The 24459-nt window shown below is 57.9% G+C and carries 23 protein-coding genes; 14 read left to right on the top strand and 9 right to left on the bottom strand.

Annotated elements, in window-relative coordinates:
* Positions 1–2 precede the first annotated feature (2 nt).
* Genes RTN40_RS01215 through RTN40_RS01225 form a run of 3 tightly spaced genes read right to left on the bottom strand, consistent with a single transcriptional unit; the run spans position 3 to position 2239 of the window.
* A complete protein-coding gene (locus RTN40_RS01215; RefSeq protein ID WP_312226848.1) occupies positions 3–776 on the bottom strand; it encodes an ABC transporter permease in 774 nt (257 codons plus the stop codon).
* Positions 777–1544 carry an ABC transporter ATP-binding protein gene (locus RTN40_RS01220; RefSeq protein WP_312226849.1) on the bottom strand — a complete coding sequence of 256 codons (768 nt, stop codon included), beginning with the start codon at positions 1542–1544 and terminating at the stop codon, positions 777–779.
* A complete protein-coding gene (locus tag RTN40_RS01225) occupies positions 1541–2239 on the bottom strand; it encodes a GntR family transcriptional regulator (protein ID WP_312226850.1) in 699 nt (232 codons plus the stop codon). Before RTN40_RS01225 ends, RTN40_RS01220 begins: the two co-directional genes overlap by 4 nt.
* A 326-nt stretch (positions 2240–2565) precedes the next feature.
* Here RTN40_RS01225 and RTN40_RS01230 point away from each other — a divergent pair, with 326 nt between their 5' ends.
* The 6 genes from RTN40_RS01230 (at position 2566) to RTN40_RS01255 (ending at position 7903) form a co-directional block, all read left to right on the top strand.
* Positions 2566–3630 carry an ABC transporter substrate-binding protein gene (locus RTN40_RS01230; protein WP_312226851.1) on the top strand — a complete coding sequence of 355 codons (1065 nt, stop codon included), beginning with the start codon at positions 2566–2568 and terminating at the stop codon, positions 3628–3630.
* Positions 3627–4934: an acyl-CoA thioester hydrolase/BAAT C-terminal domain-containing protein gene (locus RTN40_RS01235; protein ID WP_312226852.1), complete on the top strand. Its 1308-nt coding sequence runs from the start codon at positions 3627–3629 to the stop codon at positions 4932–4934. Before RTN40_RS01230 ends, RTN40_RS01235 begins: the two co-directional genes overlap by 4 nt.
* Positions 4931–5689 (top strand): ABC transporter ATP-binding protein, encoded by a 759-nt coding sequence (locus RTN40_RS01240; RefSeq protein ID WP_312226853.1) that lies wholly within the window; start codon positions 4931–4933, stop codon positions 5687–5689. The genes RTN40_RS01235 and RTN40_RS01240 overlap by 4 nt, the downstream gene beginning before the upstream one ends.
* Positions 5682–6458: an ABC transporter permease gene (locus RTN40_RS01245; protein ID WP_312226854.1), complete on the top strand. Its 777-nt coding sequence runs from the start codon at positions 5682–5684 to the stop codon at positions 6456–6458. Before RTN40_RS01240 ends, RTN40_RS01245 begins: the two co-directional genes overlap by 8 nt.
* 371 nt (positions 6459–6829) lie before the next feature.
* Positions 6830–7450 (top strand): response regulator, encoded by a 621-nt coding sequence (locus RTN40_RS01250; RefSeq protein WP_312226855.1) that lies wholly within the window; start codon positions 6830–6832, stop codon positions 7448–7450.
* Between the two features lie 48 nt (positions 7451–7498).
* Positions 7499–7903, top strand: a complete 405-nt coding sequence (locus RTN40_RS01255) for a hypothetical protein (protein ID WP_312226856.1) — start codon at positions 7499–7501, stop codon at positions 7901–7903.
* Between the two features lie 3 nt (positions 7904–7906).
* On the opposite strand, the gene RTN40_RS01260 is transcribed toward RTN40_RS01255, so the two are convergent.
* From RTN40_RS01260 to RTN40_RS01280, 5 genes are all read right to left on the bottom strand, one after another.
* Entirely contained in the window at positions 7907–13486 is a 5580-nt protein-coding gene (locus tag RTN40_RS01260; RefSeq protein WP_312226857.1) for an AAA family ATPase, read from the bottom strand.
* Positions 13486–13869 carry a response regulator gene (locus RTN40_RS01265; RefSeq protein WP_312226858.1) on the bottom strand — a complete coding sequence of 128 codons (384 nt, stop codon included), beginning with the start codon at positions 13867–13869 and terminating at the stop codon, positions 13486–13488. Before RTN40_RS01265 ends, RTN40_RS01260 begins: the two co-directional genes overlap by 1 nt.
* A gap of 45 nt (positions 13870–13914) precedes the next feature.
* Complete coding sequence (locus RTN40_RS01270) at positions 13915–14169, bottom strand: XapX domain-containing protein (RefSeq protein WP_312226859.1); 255 nt, start codon at positions 14167–14169, stop codon at positions 13915–13917.
* A 2-nt stretch (positions 14170–14171) separates the two neighbouring features.
* Positions 14172–14333 (bottom strand): DUF1427 family protein, encoded by a 162-nt coding sequence (locus RTN40_RS01275; protein ID WP_312226860.1) that lies wholly within the window; start codon positions 14331–14333, stop codon positions 14172–14174.
* A 61-nt stretch (positions 14334–14394) separates the two neighbouring features.
* Complete coding sequence (locus tag RTN40_RS01280; RefSeq protein ID WP_312226861.1) at positions 14395–15084, bottom strand: hydrolase; 690 nt, start codon at positions 15082–15084, stop codon at positions 14395–14397.
* Positions 15085–15313: 229 nt separating this feature from the next.
* On the opposite strand from RTN40_RS01280, the gene RTN40_RS01285 reads away from it, so the two are divergent.
* The 6 genes from RTN40_RS01285 (at position 15314) to RTN40_RS01310 (ending at position 21072) form a co-directional block, all read left to right on the top strand.
* Positions 15314–17185 carry an amidohydrolase gene (locus tag RTN40_RS01285; RefSeq protein ID WP_312226862.1) on the top strand — a complete coding sequence of 624 codons (1872 nt, stop codon included), beginning with the start codon at positions 15314–15316 and terminating at the stop codon, positions 17183–17185.
* Positions 17186–17190: 5 nt separating this feature from the next.
* Positions 17191–17616, top strand: a complete 426-nt coding sequence (locus RTN40_RS01290; protein ID WP_312226863.1) for a DoxX family protein — start codon at positions 17191–17193, stop codon at positions 17614–17616.
* Positions 17600–19234 (top strand): MFS transporter, encoded by a 1635-nt coding sequence (locus RTN40_RS01295; RefSeq protein WP_312226864.1) that lies wholly within the window; start codon positions 17600–17602, stop codon positions 19232–19234. The genes RTN40_RS01290 and RTN40_RS01295 overlap by 17 nt, the downstream gene beginning before the upstream one ends.
* Before the next feature lie 42 nt (positions 19235–19276).
* The gene (locus RTN40_RS01300) at positions 19277–20098 is read left to right on the top strand and encodes an alpha/beta hydrolase (protein ID WP_312226865.1); all 822 of its coding nucleotides are present in this window, start codon (positions 19277–19279) and stop codon (positions 20096–20098) included.
* A 158-nt stretch (positions 20099–20256) separates the two neighbouring features.
* A complete protein-coding gene (locus tag RTN40_RS01305; protein WP_312226866.1) occupies positions 20257–20460 on the top strand; it encodes a hypothetical protein in 204 nt (67 codons plus the stop codon).
* Positions 20461–20595: 135 nt separating this feature from the next.
* Positions 20596–21072 carry a tetratricopeptide repeat protein gene (locus RTN40_RS01310; RefSeq protein ID WP_312226867.1) on the top strand — a complete coding sequence of 159 codons (477 nt, stop codon included), beginning with the start codon at positions 20596–20598 and terminating at the stop codon, positions 21070–21072.
* Between the two features lie 112 nt (positions 21073–21184).
* Here RTN40_RS01310 and RTN40_RS01315 read toward each other — a convergent pair whose 3' ends face one another.
* Positions 21185–22411, bottom strand: a complete 1227-nt coding sequence (locus RTN40_RS01315; RefSeq protein WP_312226868.1) for a right-handed parallel beta-helix repeat-containing protein — start codon at positions 22409–22411, stop codon at positions 21185–21187.
* A 227-nt stretch (positions 22412–22638) separates the two neighbouring features.
* Here RTN40_RS01315 and RTN40_RS01320 point away from each other — a divergent pair, with 227 nt between their 5' ends.
* Positions 22639–23430, top strand: coding sequence for a PhzF family phenazine biosynthesis protein (locus RTN40_RS01320; protein ID WP_312226869.1), 792 nt, complete (start codon positions 22639–22641; stop codon positions 23428–23430).
* 82 nt (positions 23431–23512) lie between these two features.
* Positions 23513–24448 carry a tRNA 2-thiocytidine(32) synthetase TtcA gene (ttcA, locus tag RTN40_RS01325; RefSeq protein ID WP_312226870.1) on the top strand — a complete coding sequence of 312 codons (936 nt, stop codon included), beginning with the start codon at positions 23513–23515 and terminating at the stop codon, positions 24446–24448.
* Positions 24449–24459: the final 11 nt, after the last annotated feature.

Consider the following 24459-nt stretch of genomic DNA (forward strand, 5'->3'; position numbering starts at 1 on the left):
TGTTATTCCTGTGTGTGTGATTTCCAGCGAAAGAGGCGACGCTCCAGCGGCTTAAGCAATCCGCCTTCCAGCAGCAGCATCAGCGAGACCAGCAGCAGCGTCCAGGCGAAGACCTGATCCGTCTGCACCAGATCGCCCGCCTGACGCAGCCGGTAGCCAATCCCGTCCGATGCGCCCAGCGTTTCTGCCACCAGCGATACACGCCAGCCAAAACCAAAGGCCAGCCGCGCGCCCGAGAAAAAGTAAGGCAGGATGGTGGGTAAATAGATTTTGAGCAGCGTCTGCACGCGGCTCATGCGGAAGCTGCGCGCCAGCTCCACGTACTGCCGCTCGACGGTTTGCGCCCCCTGCCAGACGTTGGTCAGGATCAGCGGCATAGAGGTCATAAACACCACGAAAACGGTAGTGGCGTTAGAGATGCCGAACCAGATAATGGCGAAAATCGCCCAGATAGCCGACGAGACCGTATTAAACACCGCCAGCAGCGGCTCGAAAAACTGCGCCAGCCTGCGGCTCGCCCCGAGAGCCAGCCCGGCGAGCGTTCCGACGACTGTAGCCAGTAAAAAGCCGCTGAACACCCGCGAGAAGGTGACGCCAATGTCATGCAGCAGCGTGTCGTTGCGCCACAGCATCAGCAGCGCATGAAAGGTTTTCTCCGGCCCGGGGAGCACAAAGGCGGGCATGTTGCGTGCCGCCAGTAGCCACAGCCCGACAAAGGCAGCCAGCAGGATCAGGCGCTGCGCGACGAGCGACAGCATTCGGTTGCGCTTATGCATCTATACCTCCATCCGCAGCAGACGAACCTTCTCCGCTACGTCGCGGCCGGTCGGCAGCCGGGGACGCGGCAGCGCCACGGTCACACACTGCTTAATGCGTCCCGGACTGGGTTGCAGAATGACAATGCGGTCGGCAAGGATCACCGCCTCCTCCACGTCGTGGGTGACCATCACCACCGTCATGTTCTTAAGCTCGCGAATACGCAGCAGCTCTTCATGCATGGCGCTGCGGGTCTGGGGATCAAGTTTGGAGAACGGCTCATCCATCAGCAAAATCTGCGGCTCCGCCACCAGGCTTCGCGCCAGGGCGATGCGGCTGCGCATGCCGCCTGAGAGCTGGTGCGGCCACTTATGCCCCACCTGCCCCATCCCCACCAGCTGCAGAGCGGCCTCTACACGCCGCTGACGCTCTACGCGCGACAGAGAACTGTTCTCCAGGGCAAAGTTGACGTTCTGGCGCACCGTGCGCCACGGCAGTAGCCGGTCCTCCTGAAAGAGATAGGCCACCTGCCGCCACTGGCTGAACTGCGCCACCGGCTCGCCCTGCAGCGCGATGTCGCCGCCATCGGCGGGCAGCAGGCCAGAGATCATATTCAGCAGCGTGCTTTTGCCGCAGCCGGAAGCGCCGAGCAGCGCGACGATCTCCCCCGGATAGACGCTGAACGAAATCGCTTTCAACACCTCTTGCGTGCCGAAATGTTTGTCGACCTGGCGAAGTTCAATGGCGGGCGCAACGGCGGCAGGCAGCTCTTCAAGAATGGCGCTCATGAAAAAACCCTCCGTTCCTGAACAGGCAGCAACGTACCGTCAGAGGTTAGCGTGGCGTAGATTTTTTCCAGCGTCATCGCCTGGAACGTCTCAATATGCCTGCGGGCGATAAACTCCACCCGCTTGCGGTCGCCTTCGATAAAGGCGTCGATCATGGCGTTATGGTCGTGGCGGATTTCCGGCTTGGTACGCTGAACGTTGAACCCCAGCGCCACCAGCCGCGCCATTTCATCCATCAGGGTCGAGAGCGTACGCAGCAGATGCTGGTTACCCGCCGCCTCGGCGATAGCCAGATGAAAGCGCTTGTTGGCATTCATAAACACATCGATGCGCGTAGAGAGCGGTGCAGCGACCTCTACCCGGCAGTCTGCCTCCAGCTGCCTGAGCAGGTCGATATCCACTTTACCGACGGCGAGACGCGCGGCCAGCGGTTCGAGCTGCACGCGCAGGGTGAAGATCTCTTCCACATCCTGAAGGGTGATAGGTGCGATGCGATAGCCCTTACGCGGGCGGGATTCGACAAGGTATTCATGGCTGAGCCGCGCCAGCGCCAGCCGGCAAGTGCTTTTACCCAGCTGATAACGCTCCATCAGTTCGGATTCGGTCACCAGCGATCCCGGCATCATGCGACAGGTCAGAATGTCGCGGCGGATCGCATGGTAAGCACGATCGCCTAAAGATAAAGATTCCGTCACAGCACTCCCCTTAGCCGCTTATCTCATCGCGGTGAGCATCTCACAGCGCCGCATTGACGCTCTTAGTGGGACCATTCTGGGGCAGGTTTGCGCCGGGTTCTAATAATTAAAACAGCAATATAAAGCAGGAAAAAGCATCAACTGGGCTGCTCAGCGGACGGATAAGGGCGTATCAGCGGCCTGTAGCGCGATCGGCGTTCAACTCTGCCGCTGAGCTGCCCAGATTAGTACGCTCATTCATATCGTTAGCGCAATATGTTCGTTTTGCATGGGGATGGCCTGCTCTACCTTGAGCGCCTCTGTTTCGCCATCACTCAGGAAGCCCTATGCGAGTAAAGTATCTGTTGCTGTCACTCACCTTTGCCGGCGTCGCCCAGGCGCAGGCCCTTGACGACGTGACCGTAGCCCTGGCCATCCCTCCTGCCGTCCACGACGGTGCGCCCTATGCGGCGGCGGAAGAGTTGGGATTGTTCAAAGCGCAAAACCTCAACGTTAAGCTGTTGGTTTTTCAGGGCGCGGGTGCGCTGCTGCCTCAGGTTGCCAGCAAGCGCGTGACCTTCGGTTACCCGGTCTCAGAACCGGTGATCTCCAGCTATTTCAGCGGTAAAAACCCGTTGCCGCTGCGCTACTTCTATAACGGCACGCCAAACCAGACGCTGGAGTATACGGTGCTGGCAGATTCGCCAATTAAAACCCTGGCCGATCTTAAGGATAAGAAGATCGGCGTCGGCGCGCTGACGTGGGGGACGCTGCCCAACAGCCGGGCCGCGCTGCGGGTCGCCGGGCTGGAGCCAGGCAAGAACGTCGAATTTGTGGCGGTCGGTGCGTTGGGTTCAGGCTTCCAGGCGCTGCGCAGCGGCAAGGTGGATGCGCTCAACTACAACAGCAGCTGGGGCGATATTTTTGAGTTAACCGGCACCAAAATCCGCCGCATCGCCTACCCGGCGGTGTTCCAGGAGAACCCCGGCAACGGTTTTATCGCTCATCAGGATACCTTCAAAGAGAACCCAGATTTAATCCGCCGCTTTGGCCGGGCCTATACCGAGGCGCAGTACGTCTGTGAAATCAACCCGACCTACTGCGTGCAGGCTTTCTGGCGGCAGCATCCGGAAAGCAAACCCGCTGACGCCGAGGGCAAGGGCCTGACCGAGGCGACGACGCTGCTCACCCGCCGCCTGCAGCGCACGCTTTACCGGCCGGACGGCACGCGCCGCCAGCCGGGCGAGTACGATCTGGCGGTGATCCAGCAGGCCATTGGCGCGATGGCGAAAGAGGGCGAGTTCCCCAGCGCAGATGTGCCAGTAGCGAAGATTTTTTCTAACGAGTTCGTCACGGCGTTTGACGATTTTGATAAAGATGCGCTGCGCAAGCGGGCGGAGGCGGCAAAATGAGCATCACCCTGCATATTGATATCCCTGACGGGCCGGTCGATCTGCCACGAAGCATATCGGCACGCGGGCTGGCGAGCGGCGTAGCCCGGCTTTCAACCTCGTTTACGCACCCGGACGGCAGCGTCTGGCAAAGCCATGCCGCGTTTGCCGTTGCCGCCGACGGCGAGCTGGATATTGCCACCGCCGTGCCGCTGGAGGGTGACTGGCACGATGCAGAACCCATGGCATCCGTCTGGGCGCTGCGTCAGGTTTCCGCCCCGGTAGACCCTGGGCTATCAGACAGCACGGCTCCTCGACGCATTGCGCTGCACCTTGTGGATGCCGCAGGCAAAGAAGCGCAGGCGACTATCGTGCAGCATCTTGTTGCGCCCGGCGTTACGCGCCGCGAGGTTCGCGAGGGCGATCTTTCCGGCACCCTTTTCACTCCGCCGGGAGAAGGCCCGCATCCGCTGGTTGTGCTGCTGAACGGCTCCGGCGGAGGAACACCTGAGCAGCGCGCCGGGCTATTCGCCTCCCATGGCTACGCGGCGTTTGCGCTGGCTTACTTTAAAGCGCCCGGACGCCCGGAGTACATTTCCGGCACCCCACTGGAGTATTTTGAGCAGGCGCTGGCGTGGGCCGCCCGTGAGCTTCAGCCGCGCGCCGGGTTTATCGCGGTCGCCGGGCACTCTCGCGGCGGTGAACTGGCCCTGCTGCTGGGATCGACTTTCCCCGAGCGTATCAGCGCGGTGATTGGCTATGTGCCGAGCGCAGTGATCCACGGCACGTTACGGGCTGGCCATCCAGACGAGCCGCGCGATGCCACCGCCTGGACGTGGCGCGGCGAGCCGCTGCGCAATATCTGGCGGGATAACCCTCAGGCTGACTGGCATGCATTTGACCATCCCCCCAAGCCGGACGCGCCCCTCCGCCAGGCTCCGGCGTTTCTGACGGTAGAGCGCAATAGCGTATTCACCGCGGCGGCGCGAATACCGGTGGAGCGCATCGCCGGACCCGTGCTGTTAATTTCCGGTTCCGATGACGGCTTTTGGCCATCGGAAGCGTACTGCGAGCGCATTAAGGCCGACCTGGTCGCGCGGGAGCACCCCTGGCCGGTTGAGCACGTTCATAACGCCGGTGCCGGGCATGCCATCGGCTTTCCGTTTGTCCCGACAACCGACATTGCCAAAGTGCATCCGGTCGCGGGGGTGGCGATCGACGGCGGCGGAACGCCGGTTGCTAACGCCCGGGCCAACCGCAGAAGCTGGGAGCGCGTGCTGGCATTCCTTGCCGCCGCGCTGGCAGAACACGAGGCGCAAACATGAGCGCTGCGCTGGAGTTGCGCGGCGCGGGCCTGACCTACGCCACGCGTCGTGGACAGATTGAAGCGCTGGGCAGCGTCGATCTGCGGGTTAAAGACGGCGAGTTTGTAGCCCTGCTGGGACCATCCGGCTGCGGTAAATCAACCATTCTTAAGCTTGCCGCCGGGCTGATGCCTCCGTCAGCGGGCCAGGTGCTGCTGGCGTCAGAAGAGGTGAGCGGGCCGGGCCGCCGGGCGGGGGTGGTCTTTCAGAAACCCAACCTGCTGCCGTGGAAAAGCGTGCTCAATAACGTGCTGCTGCCGGCCCGTACGCTGGGGTTGCCCACAGACCCGGCCCGGCAGCGCGCCCTCGAACTGATTGAGCTGGTGGGCCTCGCGCCGTTTGCCAACGACTATCCGTTCGAGCTTTCCGGTGGAATGCAGCAGCGCGTCGGCATTGCCCGTATGCTGCTGCACGATCCGCAGCTGCTGTTGATGGATGAGCCGTTTGCGGCGCTGGACGCGCTGTCGCGCGAGACGCTGATGCTGGAGCTACAGCGTATCTGGGAGCAGCAGCGCAAATCGGTGCTGTTTATCACCCACTCTATTCAGGAGGCGGTATTTCTGGCCGATCGGGTGCTGGTGATGTCGCCGAGACCGGGGCGCATTGTCGAAGAGCTGACGATCCCGCTATCGCGTCCGCGCACGCTGGAGACGCTGGGGGACGAAACGTTTATGGCCCTGTGCCAGCATTTACGGAGGTATTTTACCCATGCGTAGACTTCAACCGCTGATCTACCCATTGATTAGCCTGGCCGTGCTGGTATTTATCTGGGACGTGGCCGTCCGGCTGTTTGCTATTCCCGACTACCTGCTGCCCTCTCCCGCCGCGGTATTCGGCGCGCTGGCCAGCGGTTTTCAGGATAACAGCCTGTGGCCGCACATCGCGGTCACGCTGGGCGAGACGCTCAGCGGCTTTACCGTTGGCAGCGTGCTGGCGATTGCGCTGGGGGTGGCGCTGGCGGAGTCACGCACCTTTGAGCGGTTCGTCTATCCATTGCTGGTGGCGTTGCAGGCCACGCCCAAGGTGGCGCTGGGACCGATCATCCTGGTGTGGTTTGGTTTTGGCACAATGTCGAAGGTGGTGTTGGTCACCCTGGTCTGCTTTTTTCCACTGTTTGTGAATACCGTGAACGGTATTCGCCGCGCCGATCCAGAGCTGCTGGACGCCTGCCGCGCTTTTTCCGCTTCACGCTGGTATTTACTGTTTCATGTCAAACTCCCCTCGGCAGCGGGCGAAATTTTTGCTGGCCTGCAGATTGGTGTCGCGCTGGCGCTGATTGGCGCAGTGGTGGCAGAGTTTCTCTCGGCGCAGAGCGGGCTTGGCTACCTGATCGCTGCCAGCTCGGTCAGCATGAGTATGGCGACCATGTTCGCAGGCGTGATTTTGCTGGCTCTGATTGGGCTATGCGGCGCTGAGCTGGTGCGCTGGCTACAGCGACGATTACTCTTCTGGGAAGCGGATGCCGTGCATCGCCGCAGGCGGTAGAAAGACGGCCCCGGCCAATAACGCCCGGTGGCGCAAAGCTTACCGGGCCTACAAAACGCACCGCATTCACAGGAGCGCCACCGAGCATTTAGAACAATAATTGCCTGTCCATTATCAGCCATCGTAACCTGAGAATTAACCCTCTTTTATTACCGCCGCTCAAACATTAATCGTTATTCGTCAATAAGTTACTACTTTTCATTCATTTGTCGTATTTTCAAGATGATAATGAGAATTATTGTGTTAATATCCGGTTATTATTTGGTAAACGTGAGTTGTATGTCTCTGTTATATAAGACAACAAAATCGTTATATGCTTTCTTAATAACCTGTTTAGATGCATGCATACACGTTGATGGCAAGGACTACTCATGGAACCTATTGTTTATGTAGTAGATGATGATAATTCGGTAAGGCAATCTCTGGTCAGGTTGTTAATGGCAGAGGATTATCGGGTTGCAGACTTTCCCTCAGCGAAAGCCTTTCTCTCTCATGCGTTCAAACCGGAGCCAGGCTGTCTGATCCTCGATATGAATATGCCGGACGCTGACGGTTTTGACGTCACCGAATCGCTGACTAAACTCGGCTACCTTATTCCTATTATCTTTCTTACCGGGTTCGGCACTATTCCACTGTCGGTTAAGGCGATGAAGGCCGGTGCCTACGAGTTTATGACCAAGCCCGCCGTGCCGGGATTACTGCTTAAGGCCGTGGCGGATGCGCTGGCGCTGGCGGAAAAAAACATGGGCGCGTCGCAGGAGATACAGACCCTGACCGGCCGCTATGAGTCGCTGACCCCGCGTGAGAAAGAGGTCTTCCAGTTAGCTATTGGCGGCCTGCTGAATAAGCAGATCGCTACCGCCATGGGCGTTAGTGAGATCACCGCCAAAGTGCATAAAAAAAGGGTAATGGAAAAGATGGACGTGCGCTCGCTGGCGGATCTGGTTCGCTGTGCGGAGCGTCTTAATATCGTGAAATCGCAAAGCCGCTAGCGGTTGTGCTGCGGCTTTTGTTAACGTTGAAGCATTCCGGAGAGACCGATGACCAACCAGCCTGCTACTGAACCTCGCGCCCAGCTAAAGACCCTTTCATCCACGCTAAGAAAACTGCATAAAACGCTGATCGATCTCGAAACCAAGCGTTTTGGCGATCCCGGCAACGCCTTTGAGCACCTGCAGCTGCTGACCAGCCACCCGCAGTTTGCCTGGCTGCGGCAGATCTCCGAGGTTCTGGTAGAGATTGACGAGCGCCTGGACGACAAAGAGCAGCCGGTAGATGGTGCGGCGGTGGAAAGCGTGCGTAAAACGCTTGCCAACCTGCTGGGCGCGGAAAACAGCGGTGAGTTTCGCCAGAAATACCTCGATGCCCTTCAGGAATCGACCGAGGTAGCAACGGCGCATGGCGAACTGCGCAACCGTTTATCGCAGCTCGCCCCCTCTTCCTGACGGCTACTCGCCCTGCCCGTCATGCGCCGGCAGGGTAAACCAGAATCGGCTGCCGTGGTGCTCGCCCGGGGCGGCCTGCAACCGCCCTGCATGGCGCTCGATAATACTCTGACTGATGCTCAGCCCCATCCCCATGCCCTGCTCTTTGGTGGTGTAGAACGAATCAAACACTCGCTCCTGCACCTCTGCGCTCAGGCCAATACCGGTGTCGGTGATTTCGAGACAGATTTTACCCGGCTCCGGATTTTGCGAGCTAACGGTCAACGTCAGCTGACGATCATGTATGTCCGCCATGGCATCAATCGCGTTGACGATGAGATTAAGCAGCACCTGCTGGATTTGCACGCTGTCGCCGTGGATAAACGCATCCTGGGCCTTCAGCTGATAGTGCAGCGCAATTTGCTGCCGCTCCAGCTCGCTGCGTGAAAGCGCCACAATGTGATGAACAAGATGATGCAGGTTAAACCGCGAGCGGCTTGATGTCTGATTGCGCGTTAGCGCCTGTAAACCACGAATAATATTCCCGGCGCGTTCCCCCTCGCTGATGATCTCTTCAAGGCTGGTGCGCGCCTGAGGGAGCATAGCTGGCTCGCGGCTGAGCCAGCGCAGGCTGGCACCCGCATTGGCCACAATCGACATCAGCGGCTGGTTTATCTCATGGGCGATAGAGGCCGTCAGCTGTCCAACCGTGGTGGCGCGGGAGACGCGGGCAAGATCGGCCTGCGCCACGCGCACGGCATCTTCCGACTGGCGGCGAGCAGTGATGTCGGTGATCACGCCGAAATACTCCGCGACGCTGGGTTCATCCCCCACCGGATTGCCCACCCCCAGAATGTAGCGGCAATCGCCATCCGGGCGGAAAACACGGAACTCGGCGCGCATAGAGACGCCGTTACGCACGCTCTCGGTCACCAGCCGGCTGATACGCTGATAATCCTCCGGATGCACCAGCGTCAGGAAATCCGCCATAGAAATGGTGCGCTGCCGATCCGGCAGGCCGAGGATCCGCGCATACTCGTCAGAGACAAACATCAGGTCCTGATCGATATCCCAACGCCAGGTGCCGGTGTTGCTGATGCGCTCCCCGAGCATCAGGGAGGTCTGGCTGGCGCGCAGCTCTTTCTCTACCCGCCGCCGCTGCACGTTCTCCTCCAGCAGTTCGGCATACAGACGCGCCGTTTCAAGCGATACCGCCGCCTGCGCCGCCAGCATCCTGACGATGCGCGAATGCTCGGCGGTGAAAATCTCCGGCATAACCCGGTTTTCCAGATAGAGCACGCCGACCATTTTAGCCTGCTTGTACATTGGGACGCACATCACTGCCGCGCCGGAGGTGATCAGATAGGCGTCCTGGCTGAACGGGCTGAAGATCTCCGGCTTGCCGGTGCGGATCTCCTGGCCGGTACGCATCACCGCCGACAGAATCGACAGCGGCATATCCGTCGCAGAAGGCCGCTCTTTAACCAGCCGCACCTTCACGCCGTCCGAGGAGGTCTCCGCGCAGGCCTGGGTTTCCGGCACGTTGTTATCGAGAATACGAATAAGCAGGCCGCGCTGGGCACCTGCCCGCTCCAGCAGCAGGGTCATTAGCGTCTGGATCAACCTATCAAGGTCGATCTCCTCCGTCATGGCGCGAACCGCCCTGAGCACGCTCTCCAGATCGTGGATAACTTCATTCTGCGCAAAGGCAATGGTGTCGTAGGGCGTGCTCTGTCCGGATGGCGAAAGATGCGGATAGATGCGTTCAAGCTGACGCAGCTTCGCCATCGCCCCCCATCGCCGCCAGGCGGAAAACGCCCCACGGAAGTAGGCTTCGGAGGCAACCTGAAAACCAGATGCTTTGGCAAAGCTCCCGGCCAGCTCGCAGGCAAGGCCGTTGATATGATGAAACTCCGCGTCGCCCGAGAGCTTAATCGCCTTCTCATACTGGGCGATAGCCATGTCACTCTTCTGCTCCAGGCGCGCCAGCTCTGCGCCCAGCAGCGCCTCTTTATCGGCAAAGGTCGCCGGGTTGTGACGCGCCCACAGCACGATCTGTTGGTGATGGCCCCTCACCTTTTCCCGCTGCGCGGCGGTGGCGCTCTCCGGCGTCAGCGAGAGCGCCAGCGAAAGCGCACTGTAAAAATGGTAATCAAGCAGATGGATATATCCCGGCACGCAATCGACAACCGGCGTGGCTCTCTCCAGGCTGCGGGAGGCCTCGGCGTACTCCCCCGCCATAAAATGCGCCATGCCGCGATAGAGCCAGAACCAGAACAGCGTCAGGGGAATGTGCCGATGTCCACGGGTGGCCTCGTCGGCGATCAGCGACTCCGGGAAAACGTCCGCCCCGGTAAAGCTGCCTGAGGCATTGCGCAGGTGATTGACATACAGCCGCTGGAGCAGCAGCAGGATCTCAACATCCGGGAAGCGCAGCTTACGAATAAAGCCCAGGCCGCGCTCGATGGAGGTCAGCACGCCGTCCAGGTGATCGCCGCGGGTGAGAAAATTCATGGTCTGATGACGAATGATAAAACAGGCCGCGGTGAGATCGCCGTGGTCGACCGAGGCCGTAAAGCAGTTTTTCGCGCTCTCGATTGCCGAACCGATCGGCTTCACCCAGGAGGCTGCAAGGTCAACCGCCAGCAGCGTGCGCCCCTTAAAGTTGTTAAAACCGTGCTGCATTACTAGCTCATGGGCAAGCTGGCTCCAGATATAGCCGTTTTTATACTCGTTGTAGCGGCGGCCAATCAGCACGCCATACCAGGCAAACGCCGTCGTCGAGGCACCGCATAATCCCCGATCCAGCGTCATGTGGATAACTTTGCAGAGCAGCAAAAAGTGCAGCCGTGGACAGGCAAAAGCGGCAAACATGCTGGCGCTGATCATCAGGCTCATGATCGCCTCCGCCTCCCGATCCTCCGTTAGCGCTAGCGTCTGGAAGGCGGCGACCGGATCGCCGTCAACCCTGGATTCAATCGACCGCCACGCCTCGTCGCAGTCGCGGGCATTGGGGTGGCGACTGAGGTCGATGCCAAAGGCAGCAAGGCTGGACAGGGCCGTCTCCAGCGCCAGCGGCATATCGGACTGGCGCATGTAGATTTCCGCCATCATGCAGGCGGCCACCGCTTTTTGCTGCGGGCGCGGGGCGTGCATCAACCCCTGGCATAGCGCCAGCGCAGACGGGAGATTACCCTGCAAAAACTCACACTCCGCCTCGTCGAAATCGAGCTGGAAATCCTCATCCGGCTCTTTGCGCAGCGCCTGCTCTTTTAACAGCTTCGCCGTCCGCAGATAGCGTACGGCAGAGGCGTAATCGCCGGTGTTTTTGGCCCGCTGGGCGGCAAGACGGCAGATCGCGCGGTAGCTGTCCCGCTCCGGCGAAAAGCGAATGACGTTAATGGCCGAGGTAATATGGTGGACCGCCAGGAACAGCCGATCGCTGCTGTCGCTCTGACCCGCCGCGGCGGTGAACAGGCGTGCAGCAGAGACATTAAGCTGGCTGATTTCGTCAGGTTTAAGCAACGCCCGCGCCGCCTTGTGCACCCGGTCATGGGTAAAGGTATATTCATCGCCTGCCAGGCTAATCAGCCGGGCGGAAACGGCGGGTTGTAACTGCTCATGAAGATGTTCCGGGGCGATCTCCTGCATCTGGCTAAGCAATGCAGGCTTGCCCGTTCCTCCCACGCACGCGAGGCAGCCCAGCAGCCTGCGCGCCTGCTGGGGCATCTCTGCCAGCTGCTGCAGCACCAGGCTGGCCACGTTTTCGGTGTAGTTTCGCGCCCGGATAGCTGGCAGATCGTAATACCACTTCCCTTGCTTTTTGTTATGGGTGATAAGCCCGTCTTTAACGATGCGCTGGAAAAACTCACGGGTGAACAGCGGATTGCCGCCGGTTTTTTCATGGATAAGCGTTGCCAGCTCGTACAAACCGGCCGTCCGGGTCTGAAAAATGTCCGCCAGCCAGCGCGATACGGCCTTCACGCTCAGCGGCTCCGGCCGGATATCGACCAGATGACGCGCGTCGGCGCGCAGCGTTTTTAGCAGCGGTTGCTCGCTGCCGTCGGGAAACGCGTCGGTATCAGAGTGGGCGACCACCATAAGCAGCGGCAGCGCGCCGCTGGCGCTGGTCAGGTATTCCAGAAGCTGAAGGCTGGCCTGGTCTATCCAGTGAATATCATCAATCAGCAACACCAGCGGACACTCCGCCGTGGCGAACGCCTCCACCAGCCGGGAAGCCATCTGGTTGAAGCGCGCCCGGGCATCGGTGGAATCCAGGTCACCCACCGTGAGGGAGCGGTTGTCCAGCAGCAGGCCCAGCTCCGGCACCAGCTTGACGGCCAGAACGGCGTAGCTGCCCAACGCACGGTTGAGCCGCCGCTTCCAGTGCGCAACGTCATCAGCGCCCAGGCCTAACAGGTACAGCGTTAAAGCGCGAAACGCCGAAGCGATAACGGTATAGGGTACGACCGCCGAGTACTGGTCGGCCTTGCTCATGGCCAGCAGCACGCGCCGGTTCTGGAGCGTTTTCAGCGCCGAGGCGATAAGCGATGACTTGCCGCTACCGAGCGGCCCGCTAATCACCACCAGCGAATGACTGCCGCTCTCGATGACCTGGTCAAACGCCGCCAGCAGCTGCTGCTGCTGTGGATGCGCCAGATAGAGGTTATCCGGCAGAAAGCGTCCGGGCAGACGATCCTGCAGACCAGGCGTAAACGGCGCGATATCACCATTTTCAGCAAGGTTGGCCTGACAGCGGCGCAGGTCGGCGATCAGCCCCTCCACCGTCTGGTAACGGTTCGCCGGCGACTTCTCCAGCAGTCGTAGAATGATGGAAGAGAGCATCATCGGCACCGCGGGCCGAACCTGGTGCAGCGGCCGGGGAACGGAGGCGATATGGTGATGCGCCCACTCCGCCTGCCCGCCTTCGCTGAGATCAAAAGGCAGTGCCCCGGTGAGCAGTTCATACAGCACGATGCCCAGACTGTAGAGATCGCTGCGGCTGTCTACCCTATCGCGAGTGCGGGCGGTGTGCTCCGGAGACATATAGGCCAGCGTACCGCCGGGCACCGTCAGACTCGTCTGGCTGGTATTTTCTGGTGAAGCCGTTGTCAGTCCGAACCCGGCCAGCCGGTAAGCGCCACCGGGATCGATGAAAAAGTTGCCGGGTTTGATATCGCTGTGAACCAGCCCCCGGGCATGCATCTGCCGCAGCGGCGTGCAGAGACCTAACGCCATCGCCAAAAAGTCCGCGATATTGCCCACCCGCAGGCGGGTGGTTTGCGCCAGCGTTCTGAAGGGAAACGGCGCATAAACCAGGGCATAGCGGCCATGGTGACTGGTAGAGCTTATCGGTCTCACCGCCCAGACGCCGGAGAGCTGCATCCGCAAGGCAAACTCATTTTTGAGCAGCCGGGTGGCCTGAAACTCTGCCTCATCGCTGGCGGCGCTGGCCAGAATAAAACTCTCGCCCGAATGCAGGGGGTGACACAAGGTCCAGGCGACACAGCCCTCCTGAGCCAGCGACGTGAAGATAATGTCGTCGGTTAAGGTAAATACGTCACCATTCATCAACTTTCCGGCGGCAGAGAGTTTCTCGCTCATCAGCGCTCCTCGCGTAAAGAGAGTTCACGGCGGATATGTTCCAGCAGCGTATCAATATTGATGGGCTTACGTAAAAGCGCGACGGCGTCATCTCCGGTGAAATACCACTGGCTGCTTTCATCTTCATGCCCGGAGATAAAGATAACCGGGGGCGGATCGGGTTGCGATACTACCGTAGCATAAAGCTCCAGGCCGCTCATTCCCTTTAATTTGACGTCGAGGATCAACAGATCGGCGCTCGCCAGCGCCGTGTCGTCACTGAGAAATGCCTCTGCGGATTCGAAGGCGCAGGTATCGTACCCCTCCGACAGCAGTAAGTTACTTAATCCGCTGCGAACGGAACGTTCATCGTCAACAATGACAATGCGCGGAGAGAACGCCATGCCGTGATCCTCTGACTAAGCTCACGCGAAGGTGAGTGGCGCTCCCTACGGTAGGTTTTTGCCTTCGGGGGGAGGAGTGCCGCTGATTTTGGGCACGCATTCATGACGAAACCATGCCAGGGTGACCGGCTGACGGCGTAGAAGACGACGACATACCGGAATAAGCTGCTCACCCACCAGCATACCGAACAGCCCCAGCAGGGCGATGACCGGTGGTGCAGGCGAATGAACGTGTAATGCGCCATAGATGACACCTGCCAGAAGGCCGGTCGCCAGCGAAACAACGTATGATTTCAACATATTTAGCCTGCCCAGGTAAAGGCGTTGACGAGCTGTTCGCCTGCCAGCATCCCCAGCAGGCCGACCAGCGCGATGGCGGGCGGTGCAGGCGAGCGCACCTTCAGCAACGCGTAAACCAGACCAATCAGCACACCCGCGCCAAGGGAAATAAACTCTGCATTCATAGCAGCTCCCGTCATGGAAATATAAAAACGGGCCGGGACACACGTCCGGCCCGCATCGGCATTATTTGTTGGCCGGAACCGGTGCCAGGGTGCGATGCGCGCCCTGTGCGCGGGCTGGTGCTTTGTGCACCATGGTGTAAGCGTAATCAACGCCCATACCGTAGGCACCGGAGTGCTCTTTCACGATATCCATCACCGCGTTGTAGGTCTCTTTATGCGCCCAGTCGCGCTGCCACTCCAGCAGAACCTGCTGCCAGGTTACCGGAATCACGCCCGCCTGGATCATGCGCTGCATGGCGTAGTCGTGTGCCTCTTTAGAGGTGCCGCCGGAGGCGTCAGCCACCATATAAATTTCATATCCCCCTTCCAGCATGGCGCACAGGGCGAAGGTGTTGTTGCACACTTCGGTCCACAGACCCGACACCACCACCTTCTTCTTGCCGTTTTTCGCTAGCGCGTCGCGCACCTTCTGGTCGTCCCAGGAGTTCATGGAGGTACGCTCAAGAATGTCGTGCTCCGGGAAGACGTCCAGCAGCTCCGGGAAGGTATTGCCAGAGAAGCTTTCGGTTTCAACGGTGGTGATGGTGGTGGGAATGTTGAAGACTTTAGCCGCTTTTGCCAGGCCAACCACGTTGTTCTTCAGTACCTGACGGTCGATAGACTGCACGCCGAACGCCATCTGCGGCTGCTGGTCGATAAAGATAATCTGGCAATTTTCCGGAGTCAGTACTTCAAGCTTAGAGTTGGTCATGTGAGTTCCCATTGTCGTGTATGTTGAGACGGATTGTTCTTGAAACTGATTGTTATCGACACGGATAGTAGAACCACTGAACCGGCATAACTATTATCTCTGTGTATAACTATACGTTCGTATAGGTATACGTTCGTATAACTAGACGCCTGATCCCCCTGCTGAAGATAATCCCACCACTTTTACAGTCCGGCGCATCACGTTTCGGACGCTTCAGCAGGAGAACCCAATGGTCTCGCTCGGCAAGGCAGAACTCATTTTACTCAACGGTAAATTTCATACGGTAGACAGGGAAAACCCGGTCGCCGATGCGGTGGCTATCCGCGACGGCAAGTTTCTGGAGGTCGGCACGGCGGCGGAGGTGATGCAGCACCAGGCGGAAGGCACCCGCGTCATCGATCTGAAAGGCAGCACCGCGATCCCAGGCCTGAACGACTCCCACCTGCACCTGATCCGCGGCGGGCTGAACTACAACCTCGAGCTGCGCTGGGAAGGCATGCCGTCGCTGGCGGACGCGCTGCGTATGCTCAAAGAGCAAGCGCTGCGTACCCCCTCTCCGCAGTGGGTACGGGTGGTTGGCGGCTGGTCGGAGTTTCAGTTTGCCGAGCGCCGGATGCCGACGCTGGATGAGATCAACGAGGCCGCGCCGGATACGCCGGTATTTATTCTGCACCTCTACGACCGCGCCCTGCTCAACCGCGCCGCGCTGAAGGTCGTGGGCTACACCAAAGATACCCCGAACCCGCCGGGCGGCGAGATCCAGCGCGACAGCAACGGCAACCCGACCGGGATGCTGATTGCGCGCCCGAACGCCATGATCCTCTACGCTACCCTGGCGAAAGGGCCGAAGCTGCCGCTGGAGCAGCAGGTCAACTCCACCCGCCAGTTCATGCGTGAGCTGAACCGCCTGGGCCTGACCAGCGCCATCGACGCCGGCGGCGGCTTCCAGAACTACCCGGAAGATTATGAGGTGATCGCCGAGCTGCACGCCAAAGAGCAGATGACGATCCGCATCGCCTATAACCTCTTTACCCAGCGTCCCGGCCATGAGCTGGAAGATTTTGAGAAGTGGACCGATATGCTGACGCCGGGCCAGGGCAGCGACTTCTTCCGTCACAACGGCGCAGGTGAGATGCTGGTCTTCTCCGCCGCTGACTTCGAAGATTTCCTCGAACCGCGCCCGGATCTCGCCCCCGGTATGGAAGACGAGCTGGAGCGCGTGGTACGCCATCTGGTCGAGCACCGCTGGCCGTTCCGCCTGCACGCGACCTACAACGAATCCATCAGCCGCATGCTGGATGTGTTCGAGAGAGTGAACCGTGAGATCCCCTTCAACGGCCTGCACTGGTTCTTTGACCATGCCGAAACGGTCACCCAGCACAATATCGACCGCATTAAAGCGCTGGGCGGCGGTATTGCGGTGCAGCACCGTATGGCCTTCCAGGGGGAATATTTCGCCGAGCGTTATGGCATGGAGGCGGTGCGCCACACCCCACCGGTTGCGAAGATGCTGGAGACCGGCGTGCCGGTGGGGCTGGGTACCGACGCCACCCGCGTCGCCAGCTACAATCCGTGGACCGCGCTCTACTGGCTGGTCTCTGGCCGCACCGTGGGCGGCATGCAGATGTATGACGTGAATGCGCGCCTCGATCGCGACACCGCCCTGATGCTCTGGACCCAGGGCAGCGCCTGGTTCTCCAGCGAGCAGGGTAAAAAGGGCCAGATCAAAGTGGGCCAGCTGGCGGATCTCGCCGTGCTCAGTAAAGACTACTTCCGCGTGCCGGAGGAGGAGATCAAAGGTATCGAGTCCGTGCTGACCGTCGTGGATGGTAACATCGTCTACGCCGCAGGTGCTTTCACCTCTGAAGCGCCGCCGTCGATCCCCGTGCTGCCAGAGTGGTCACCGGTGGTCAACGTGCCGGGCCACTATCGTAGCGCGCCGCCGCAGAGCCGCGTAGGCCTGATGCCTGCCGTGCACCACTGCAGCGGCCCGTGCGGCGTACACAGCCACCAGCATGACGTGGCCCGCCGCTCCTCGGTTCCAGTTTCAGACGACAGCGCCTTCTGGGGCGCGCTCGGCTGTAGCTGCTTCGCTTTCTGATGCCCATGAAAAGCGCATCGGCTTTTTCGCCCCGTATTGATGCGGGGCTGTTCTTCCTGCGCCTCACCGGTAGCCTGCTGCTGCTCTACGTGCACGGTTTGCCGAAGGTGATGCACTTTAGTGAAGAGCTGACGCGGATCGAGGATCCGTTTGGACTAGGCCCGTGGGCAAGCCTCTTACCGGCTATCTTCGCCGAAGTGGTTTGCCCGCTGTTCATCATCTTAGGCGTCGGTACACGGCTGGCCTGCCTGCCGATTATTGGCGTGCTGCTGGTGGCGATGCTGGTGGTCCATCCTGGCTGGAGCATCGCGGAAGGCCAGTTTGGCTGGCTGCTGCTGATCGTGTTCACCACGCTGGCGATTACCGGGCCGGGTAACTGGCGGCCGCACGCGAACCGAGCACAGGAGTTACGCTATGGCGCAGGTAAATGAGATCCACGCGGCAACAGCACAGGCGGCCTCTGCGGCAGCGCAGCCAACCGGGGCATCATCCTGGCAGCCGCTGCGCAACCGCGTGTTCCGCATGCTGTGGATCGCGACGGTGGTCTCCAACATCGGCTCATGGATGAACGATGTCGGCGTGAACTGGACCATGCTGACGCTCAGCGCAGATCCGCTCTCCGTGGCGCTGGTGCAGGCGGCGAGCAGCCTGCCGATGTTTCTCTTCGCCCTGCCCTCAGGGGTGATGGCGGATATCGTCGATCGGCGTAAATACCTGCTCTTTTCCCAGGTATGGGTCTTTATCGCGGCGGCGGGCCTGACTCTGCTCTCCTTCGCCGGTTACGTAACCCCGACGGTGCTGCTTGTCGCGGCCTTTTTGCTCAGCGCGGGCGCGGCGATGAGTTCGCCGCCTTTTCAGGCCATCGTGCCGGACCTGGTAGAGAAAAGTGAGCTGGCACCGGCTATCGCTCTGAACTCGCTCGGCATCAATATCAGCCGCGCGATTGGCCCGGCGCTGGGCGGGCTGGTGCTGTCGTTTGCCGGTCCGTGGGTGGTGTTTTTACTGAATGCGCTGTCGGTGTTGGGCGTCGCGTGGGTGCTCTACCGCTGGAAAGCGGAGCCTACTATTCAGCGCCTGCCGCCGGAGCACTTCTTCCCGGCCGTCCGTGCAGGGCTACGTTACGTGCACGCCGCGCCGGTACTGCGCAACGTGCTGGTGCGCACCGTGGCATTTTTTCTTTTCGGCAGCGCCGCCTGGGCTTTACTGCCGCTGGTGGCGCGCCGTGAGCTGGGACTTGGTCCCGGTGGCTACGGCATTATGCTGGCCTGTATTGGCATCGGGGCGATTTTTGGCGCAGTTGTGCTGCCGGTCTTGCGCAAACGGCTTAACCCGGATCGCCTGATGGTGCTGACCAGCCTGTTTTATGCCGCCGCCATGCTGGCTCTGGCTTTTATCCGCCACTTTTGGCTGCTTAACGCGTTTCTGTTCATCACTGGCTTTGCGTGGATTGCGGTGCTCTCCACCCTCAACATGGGTGCGCAGCGCAGCGCGGCAAAATGGGTCAAGGCGCGAGCGCTGGCGGTCTATCTCACGGTATTTTTCGGCTCAATGACCCTCGGCAGCGCCATCTGGGGTCAGCTGGCGTCGCATTTCACCATCCCGGTCTCGCTCAGCGTGGCAACGGTAGGCATGGTGCTGGCCAGCCTGACCGTTTTCCGCTGGCGGCTGGATGAGAATCCCGATCTCAATCTGGATCTGCGTGAAGTCGACAACCTCGCCCGGACGCTGGATGTTTCGCACGAGCGCGGCCCGATTATGGTGATTTATGAGTATCAGATAGAGGCCGACGACGTGTATGACTTTGTCGTCAGCATTCAGGAGATGCGCAGGGTCCGCCAGCGCGGCGGGGCGCTAAGCTGGTCGGTGTATGAAGATATTCAGCGGCCAGGCATTTTTCTTGAGACGTTTGTTATTGGAACCTGGATTGAGCATTTGCGTCAGCAGGAGCGCCACACGGTGAACGATCTGCTGATTCAAAGCAGAGTGCATGCTTTTCATCGGGGTAGTGAACTCCCCAAGGCTCGCTACCTAATAGCACCCATCACCTAAACAGCACAACCCATAACCCGTTATTACTATTGAGGATCTGATATGAGCACAATCAAGACGCAGGATGGCACGCAGATTTATTACAAAGACTGGGGTTCAGGCAAGCCGGTACTCTTCAGCCACGGCTGGCCGCTGGATGCCGACATGTGGGACAGCCAGCTGAACTTCCTGGCCGAGCGTGGCTATCGCGTCATTGCCTTCGATCGCCGCGGCTTTGGTCGTTCAGATCAGCCGTGGGAAGGCTATAACTACGACACCTTTGCCTCTGACATCAACGACCTTATCACCACTCTCGATCTGCGTGACGTTACGCTGGTCGGTTTCTCGATGGGCGGCGGGGACGTGACGCGCTATATTGGCCGTTACGGCAACGAACGCGTGAAAGCGCTGGTGCTGCTGGGCGCGGTCACGCCAATTTTTGGCAAAGCGGCCGACTATCCGCAGGGTGTCGATCAGAGCGTATTTGAAGGCATTCGTGACGGACTGCGTAAGGATCGCGCCCAGTTTATCAGCGACTTCTCGACTCCGTTCTACGGCACTAACGCCGGTCAGAATGTTTCTGAAGGCGTGCTGACGCAGACGCTGAATATTGCCCTGCTCGCCTCGCTGAAAGGCACCATCGACTGCGTGACCGCTTTTGCCGAGACCGATTTCCGCCCGGACGTGGCGAAAGTGGATGTGCCTACGCTGGTGATCCACGGCAGCAATGACCAGGTGGTGCCGTTCGAAACAACCGGTAAAGTTGCAGCGGAAACTATTCGCGGCGCAGAGCTGAAAGTCTACGATAACGCCCCGCACGGCTTCGCCGTCACCCACCAGGATCAGTTGAACAACGACCTGCTGGCTTTCCTGCAATCGCTGTAAGCAGTGCATACAGGGGGGAGCGCCAACGCGCTCTCCCGCACGCATTGATAGGTTACAGCAATCGTTTTTGATATCTCTTCCGCCCGCAATTTTTGATCCATACTTAAGCTAAATATGCATATTTCCTTTTTGCTTTATCAACAATAGAGGAGGAAGTCATGCAGTTAGTGAGTGATAAGTATGTAGTGTCTTCTGGGGATTTAGATTTTCTTGCCTTCAGCTTTGCTCAGATGCGTTCGCAAGGACGACATCTCTGCACGGAGGCAATCACAGGCAATATGGATAATGATTGCAAGGCGTTGTTCCTGCAACGTTACGATCGTTATCTTGAGCAGCTTGAGGAAGACTTAGTGACAGCGTAGTCCCCTGCCGGGTGGTTGTTGCCACCCGGCACCGATCCCTCCATAAATCTCATACTCAGAAAAGCAAAGCGCTTACTCTCATAAGATGTATATTGAGCTATTAATCAACTTGTTGGACCGAAAAGGTTAATGGCTATGGATCCCAGAATACTAAGAGCAATCGCCCTCCGTGTCGCAGGTGAATACGAAAAAAGCCGGATACTTCTTCGGGAGCTTACCGAGTTCCCGGCGCTAAAAGCGGAAGCGCTGCTTAATATCGCCTGGTCATACGACAATGAGGGGCTGGAAGAGCGCGCCGCTGAGTATTATCAGGCTGCGCTGAACGAAGGGCTGGTGGGCGATAATAAGTTTGAAGCACTGCTCGGCCTCGCCTGTACCTGGCGCTGTCTGGGGAAGTACGAAATAGCTAAGCAAGGGTTCGAAGAGATTATCAGAGACTACCCTGATGCCAGTGAAGCGATACCTTTTTATGCCCTGTGCCTGCATAACCTCGGTGAACACGATCGCGCGATGACGGTGATGCTTGAGCTGATATCAAACCACCCTCCTACGCCGGCCGTTCAGCGTTATGCCAGGGCATTGAAATTTTACGCGCAGAATTTGCGGGGGTAAGCCACTGTACAAGCTACGAATTGTTATCTAAGTGGCTTATGCCGGAAAGGCGATATAATATATAACCTCTCCGGCCAAAGTGAAATTTATCGAAAAAAGCCACTACTGGGAATTAACCAGACACATCACTCGCTACAATATTGCTGTTATCCCAAAGATACCGACTCTTATTACTGCTCACTGCATCACCTGCCACCTTTAGTTTATTTCTTGGCGTATTAGACCGATACAGCAGGGTATAATTATTTACCGTATCAGTATAGGTTTCAGTAGCAGTTGGAGCCGTGTGATTATATGAAGCCACCAGAATATCGCTGTTTCCTGAATTTTTTTCACAAAAAGATATTGCACTGATGTTATTGTTAGACCCAGTCTCATACAGAATAGCGATTTTTCCTGCAGGCATGCCGCTTATTAAGATATTATCCAGCGAGTTGAAGCGCGAGTTCAACTGAAATCGAAACGCATTTCGCACATTATTTGTGTTCATGCCGGTAAAATCAACTCTAAAGTCAGACATAAGATTATACTTAGCCTTACCTAAAATTCCGCCCATAAAACACCCTTTGGCCTGAAATCCCTCAACAATATTATGTTCACAACCAATATCCCCCGTTGTTTGCTGTCCCATACCAAAGCCATAGACACAGGTGATAGCTTTATTGTGCAGTACTTTATTCCATTTCGCGTTGTTCTTAAGTTCAATCCCGTATAGAGACATATCTATAGCAGTGCAATCTTGTATTGCACTATAATCACAGTCAACAAGCAACATACCAACACATTCTTTTTTCCTTTTTAATTCTGTTGTGCTGGCCGCTGCCCAGTCAATAAAAGCCTTGGAGGCCTGAGCAACGCAATTTTTAAATATTATGTTATCAGGTCGTGATGAGGACGCGCTCTCTTGCATAGCCATAAAACCCGTACCTACGAAGTCATAAACAGACGAGTCCTCAACAGAGCAGTTGTGACAGGATGAAAATTTAAATCCATGCTTATAATTGTTGCCTGTAGGTGGGTATAGCGTGTAAGAGCAATCAAGCCTCACACTTTTTATATGGATATTGCTGCAATTTATCCATGTCAAGAAATTGCCTGCTGATTTATTTTTCAGAATCGATACGTTAGGGCCTCCGCCTATAACGGTAAACGGACGGGCACGTCCATTCCTGGTATAAGCACTGGTCAGATAGGTCCCCGGCTCTATGATGCCGGTCCCGCCATTATCAGCAAGATATTCAAAAAAGTTCCTGACGCTCTGAGAGTCATCTGCGCTCCCATCACCTACGGCATTATAATCGGCTTTCAGACTTACGATTCCGCTAGTTGGCATACTCATATACTAACCTCTCATATCCTAAACTATAAATTAAATTTTATATTTATCGCCTTTTTATGTTGCTTATTAAAACAGCGCATCCATTATTATTAATTAAGAGCCAGCCGAGTTTTTTATTTAGAGCAAATGTGAGGTAGCTTTCGCACTTGCATATAAAAATTGACGCTGCGGGTGGCAGAGGGATGTGATAGTGTGATTCAACCTAATATCAAAGAGAGATTTTTTTGATGCAAGAAATTAATTTTTACATGGTAGACGCCTTTGCTACCAGCACCTTTACCGGTAACGCCGCCGCAGTTTGTCCGCTCACGGAATGGTTGCCCGATGAAACATTATTGAAGATGGCTAAGCAGCATAACCAGTCAGAAACAGCCTTCTTTGTCGCCACTGATACTGGCTTTGAGCTGCGCTGGTTTACCACTCAGGATGAAATTAATCTATGTGGTCATGCTACCCTCGCCGCAGCCCACGTCATTTTTGAACATCTCGGCTACCCGGACACGACTATCCATTTTGCTACCCGGTTTGTTGGCCCACTGACGGTAACGCGCAGTGGCGAATGGCTGACGCTTGATTTTCCTGCCTGGCAAACAGAGCCGGTTATGCCGCTGCCTTTACTGCTGGAGACGTTGGGCATTACGGAGTGCAAAGAGGTCCGCGTGGCGCGTGATTACCTCGTTGTCCTGGAGAATCAACGTCAGGTTGAAGCCGTGCGGCCTGACATCAACGCCATGCTCCCTCTCGGCAAAATGGTCTGTATAACAGCACCTGGCGAAGGAGAGTACGATTTTGTCAGCCGCTTCTTCTGCCCGGGCGAAGCCGTCGCAGAAGATCCTGTCACCGGCTCTGCGCATAGCATGCTCATTCCTTACTGGGCGGAAAAACTTAATAAGACAGAGATGCTGGCACACCAAAGTTCAGAGCGTGGAGGAGACCTGCGCTGCAAGCTAGTGGGCGACCGGGTTCATATCGGTGGGCAGGCAGTAACCTATCTGATTGGTAAGGTGCTGTTACGTTAAAACGTGCTGGCATTCGTCGCCGTAATCCGTACCATACGCGACATAGAATGAATGACGACCCGGTCAACCGAGACAGTACACCATGCAAGAGCAACAAGAAGTTAACAAGAAAGAGCAGTACAACTTAAACAAATTGCAGAAGCGCCTGCGCCGTAACGTGGGCGAAGCCATTGCCGACTTCAATATGATTGAGGAAGGCGATCGCATTATGGTGTGCCTCTCCGGCGGTAAGGACAGCTACACCATGCTGGAGATCCTGCGCAACCTGCAGCAGAGCGCGCCGGTTAACTTCTCGCTGGTGGCGGTAAACCTCGATCAGAAGCAGCCGGGCTTCCCGGAGCATATTCTGCCTGCCTACCTGGAACAGCTGGGCGTCGAGTATAAGATTGTCGAGGAGAATACCTACGGCATCGTTAAAGAGAAGATCCCAGAGGGGAAAACCACCTGCTCGCTGTGCTCACGCCTGCGCCGCGGCATTCTCTACCGCACCGCTACAGAGCTGGGCGCAACTAAAATAGCCCTCGGCCACCATCGCGACGATATTCTGCAAACCCTGTTCCTGAATATGTTCTACGGCGGCAAAATGAAAGGGATGCCGCCGAAGCTGATGAGCGATGACGGCAAGCATATCGTTATCCGTCCTCTGGCCTACTGCCGGGAGAAGGACATCGAACGTTTTGCCCAGGCCAAAGGCTATCCGATTATCCCTTGCAACCTGTGCGGCTCTCAGCCGAACCTCCAGCGTCAGGTGATCGCCGACATGCTGCGCGACTGGGATAAGCGCTACCCGGGCCGCATCGAAACCATGTTTAGCGCCATGCAGAACGTGGTGCCGTCGCACCTGAGCGATATCTCGCTGTTTGACTTTAAGGGTATTACTCACGGTTCCGAAGTGGTGGACGGTGGCGATCTGGCGTTTGACCGTGAATCCATTCCTATGCAGCCTGCGGGCTGGCAGCCGGAAGAGGACGAGACGCCTCTGGATGCCCTGCGCCTCAACGTGCTGGAAGTCAAATAACCTGATTGCTC

Source organism: Pseudescherichia sp. (genome assembly GCF_031987975.1).
Lineage (GTDB): Bacteria > Pseudomonadota > Gammaproteobacteria > Enterobacterales > Enterobacteriaceae > Pseudescherichia.

What these genes read in the sequence shown, in the direction of transcription:
- RTN40_RS01215 (WP_312226848.1), bottom strand. Translation starts at nt 776, where the DNA reads ATGCATAAGCGCAACCGAATGCTGTCGCTCGTCGCGCAGCGCCTGATC.
- RTN40_RS01220 (WP_312226849.1), bottom strand. Translation starts at nt 1,544, where the DNA reads ATGAGCGCCATTCTTGAAGAGCTGCCTGCCGCCGTTGCGCCCGCCATT.
- RTN40_RS01230 (WP_312226851.1), top strand. Translation starts at nt 2,566, where the DNA reads ATGCGAGTAAAGTATCTGTTGCTGTCACTCACCTTTGCCGGCGTCGCC.
- RTN40_RS01235 (WP_312226852.1), top strand. Translation starts at nt 3,627, where the DNA reads ATGAGCATCACCCTGCATATTGATATCCCTGACGGGCCGGTCGATCTG.
- RTN40_RS01240 (WP_312226853.1), top strand. Translation starts at nt 4,931, where the DNA reads ATGAGCGCTGCGCTGGAGTTGCGCGGCGCGGGCCTGACCTACGCCACG.
- RTN40_RS01245 (WP_312226854.1), top strand. Translation starts at nt 5,682, where the DNA reads ATGCGTAGACTTCAACCGCTGATCTACCCATTGATTAGCCTGGCCGTG.
- RTN40_RS01250 (WP_312226855.1), top strand. Translation starts at nt 6,830, where the DNA reads ATGGAACCTATTGTTTATGTAGTAGATGATGATAATTCGGTAAGGCAA.
- RTN40_RS01255 (WP_312226856.1), top strand. Translation starts at nt 7,499, where the DNA reads ATGACCAACCAGCCTGCTACTGAACCTCGCGCCCAGCTAAAGACCCTT.
- RTN40_RS01260 (WP_312226857.1), bottom strand. Translation starts at nt 13,486, where the DNA reads ATGAGCGAGAAACTCTCTGCCGCCGGAAAGTTGATGAATGGTGACGTA.
- RTN40_RS01265 (WP_312226858.1), bottom strand. Translation starts at nt 13,869, where the DNA reads ATGGCGTTCTCTCCGCGCATTGTCATTGTTGACGATGAACGTTCCGTT.
- RTN40_RS01270 (WP_312226859.1), bottom strand. Translation starts at nt 14,169, where the DNA reads ATGTTGAAATCATACGTTGTTTCGCTGGCGACCGGCCTTCTGGCAGGT.
- RTN40_RS01275 (WP_312226860.1), bottom strand. Translation starts at nt 14,333, where the DNA reads ATGAATGCAGAGTTTATTTCCCTTGGCGCGGGTGTGCTGATTGGTCTG.
- RTN40_RS01280 (WP_312226861.1), bottom strand. Translation starts at nt 15,084, where the DNA reads ATGACCAACTCTAAGCTTGAAGTACTGACTCCGGAAAATTGCCAGATT.
- RTN40_RS01285 (WP_312226862.1), top strand. Translation starts at nt 15,314, where the DNA reads ATGGTCTCGCTCGGCAAGGCAGAACTCATTTTACTCAACGGTAAATTT.
- RTN40_RS01290 (WP_312226863.1), top strand. Translation starts at nt 17,191, where the DNA reads ATGAAAAGCGCATCGGCTTTTTCGCCCCGTATTGATGCGGGGCTGTTC.
- RTN40_RS01295 (WP_312226864.1), top strand. Translation starts at nt 17,600, where the DNA reads ATGGCGCAGGTAAATGAGATCCACGCGGCAACAGCACAGGCGGCCTCT.
- RTN40_RS01300 (WP_312226865.1), top strand. Translation starts at nt 19,277, where the DNA reads ATGAGCACAATCAAGACGCAGGATGGCACGCAGATTTATTACAAAGAC.
- RTN40_RS01305 (WP_312226866.1), top strand. Translation starts at nt 20,257, where the DNA reads ATGCAGTTAGTGAGTGATAAGTATGTAGTGTCTTCTGGGGATTTAGAT.
- RTN40_RS01310 (WP_312226867.1), top strand. Translation starts at nt 20,596, where the DNA reads ATGGATCCCAGAATACTAAGAGCAATCGCCCTCCGTGTCGCAGGTGAA.
- RTN40_RS01315 (WP_312226868.1), bottom strand. Translation starts at nt 22,411, where the DNA reads ATGAGTATGCCAACTAGCGGAATCGTAAGTCTGAAAGCCGATTATAAT.
- RTN40_RS01320 (WP_312226869.1), top strand. Translation starts at nt 22,639, where the DNA reads ATGCAAGAAATTAATTTTTACATGGTAGACGCCTTTGCTACCAGCACC.
- ttcA (WP_312226870.1), top strand. Translation starts at nt 23,513, where the DNA reads ATGCAAGAGCAACAAGAAGTTAACAAGAAAGAGCAGTACAACTTAAAC.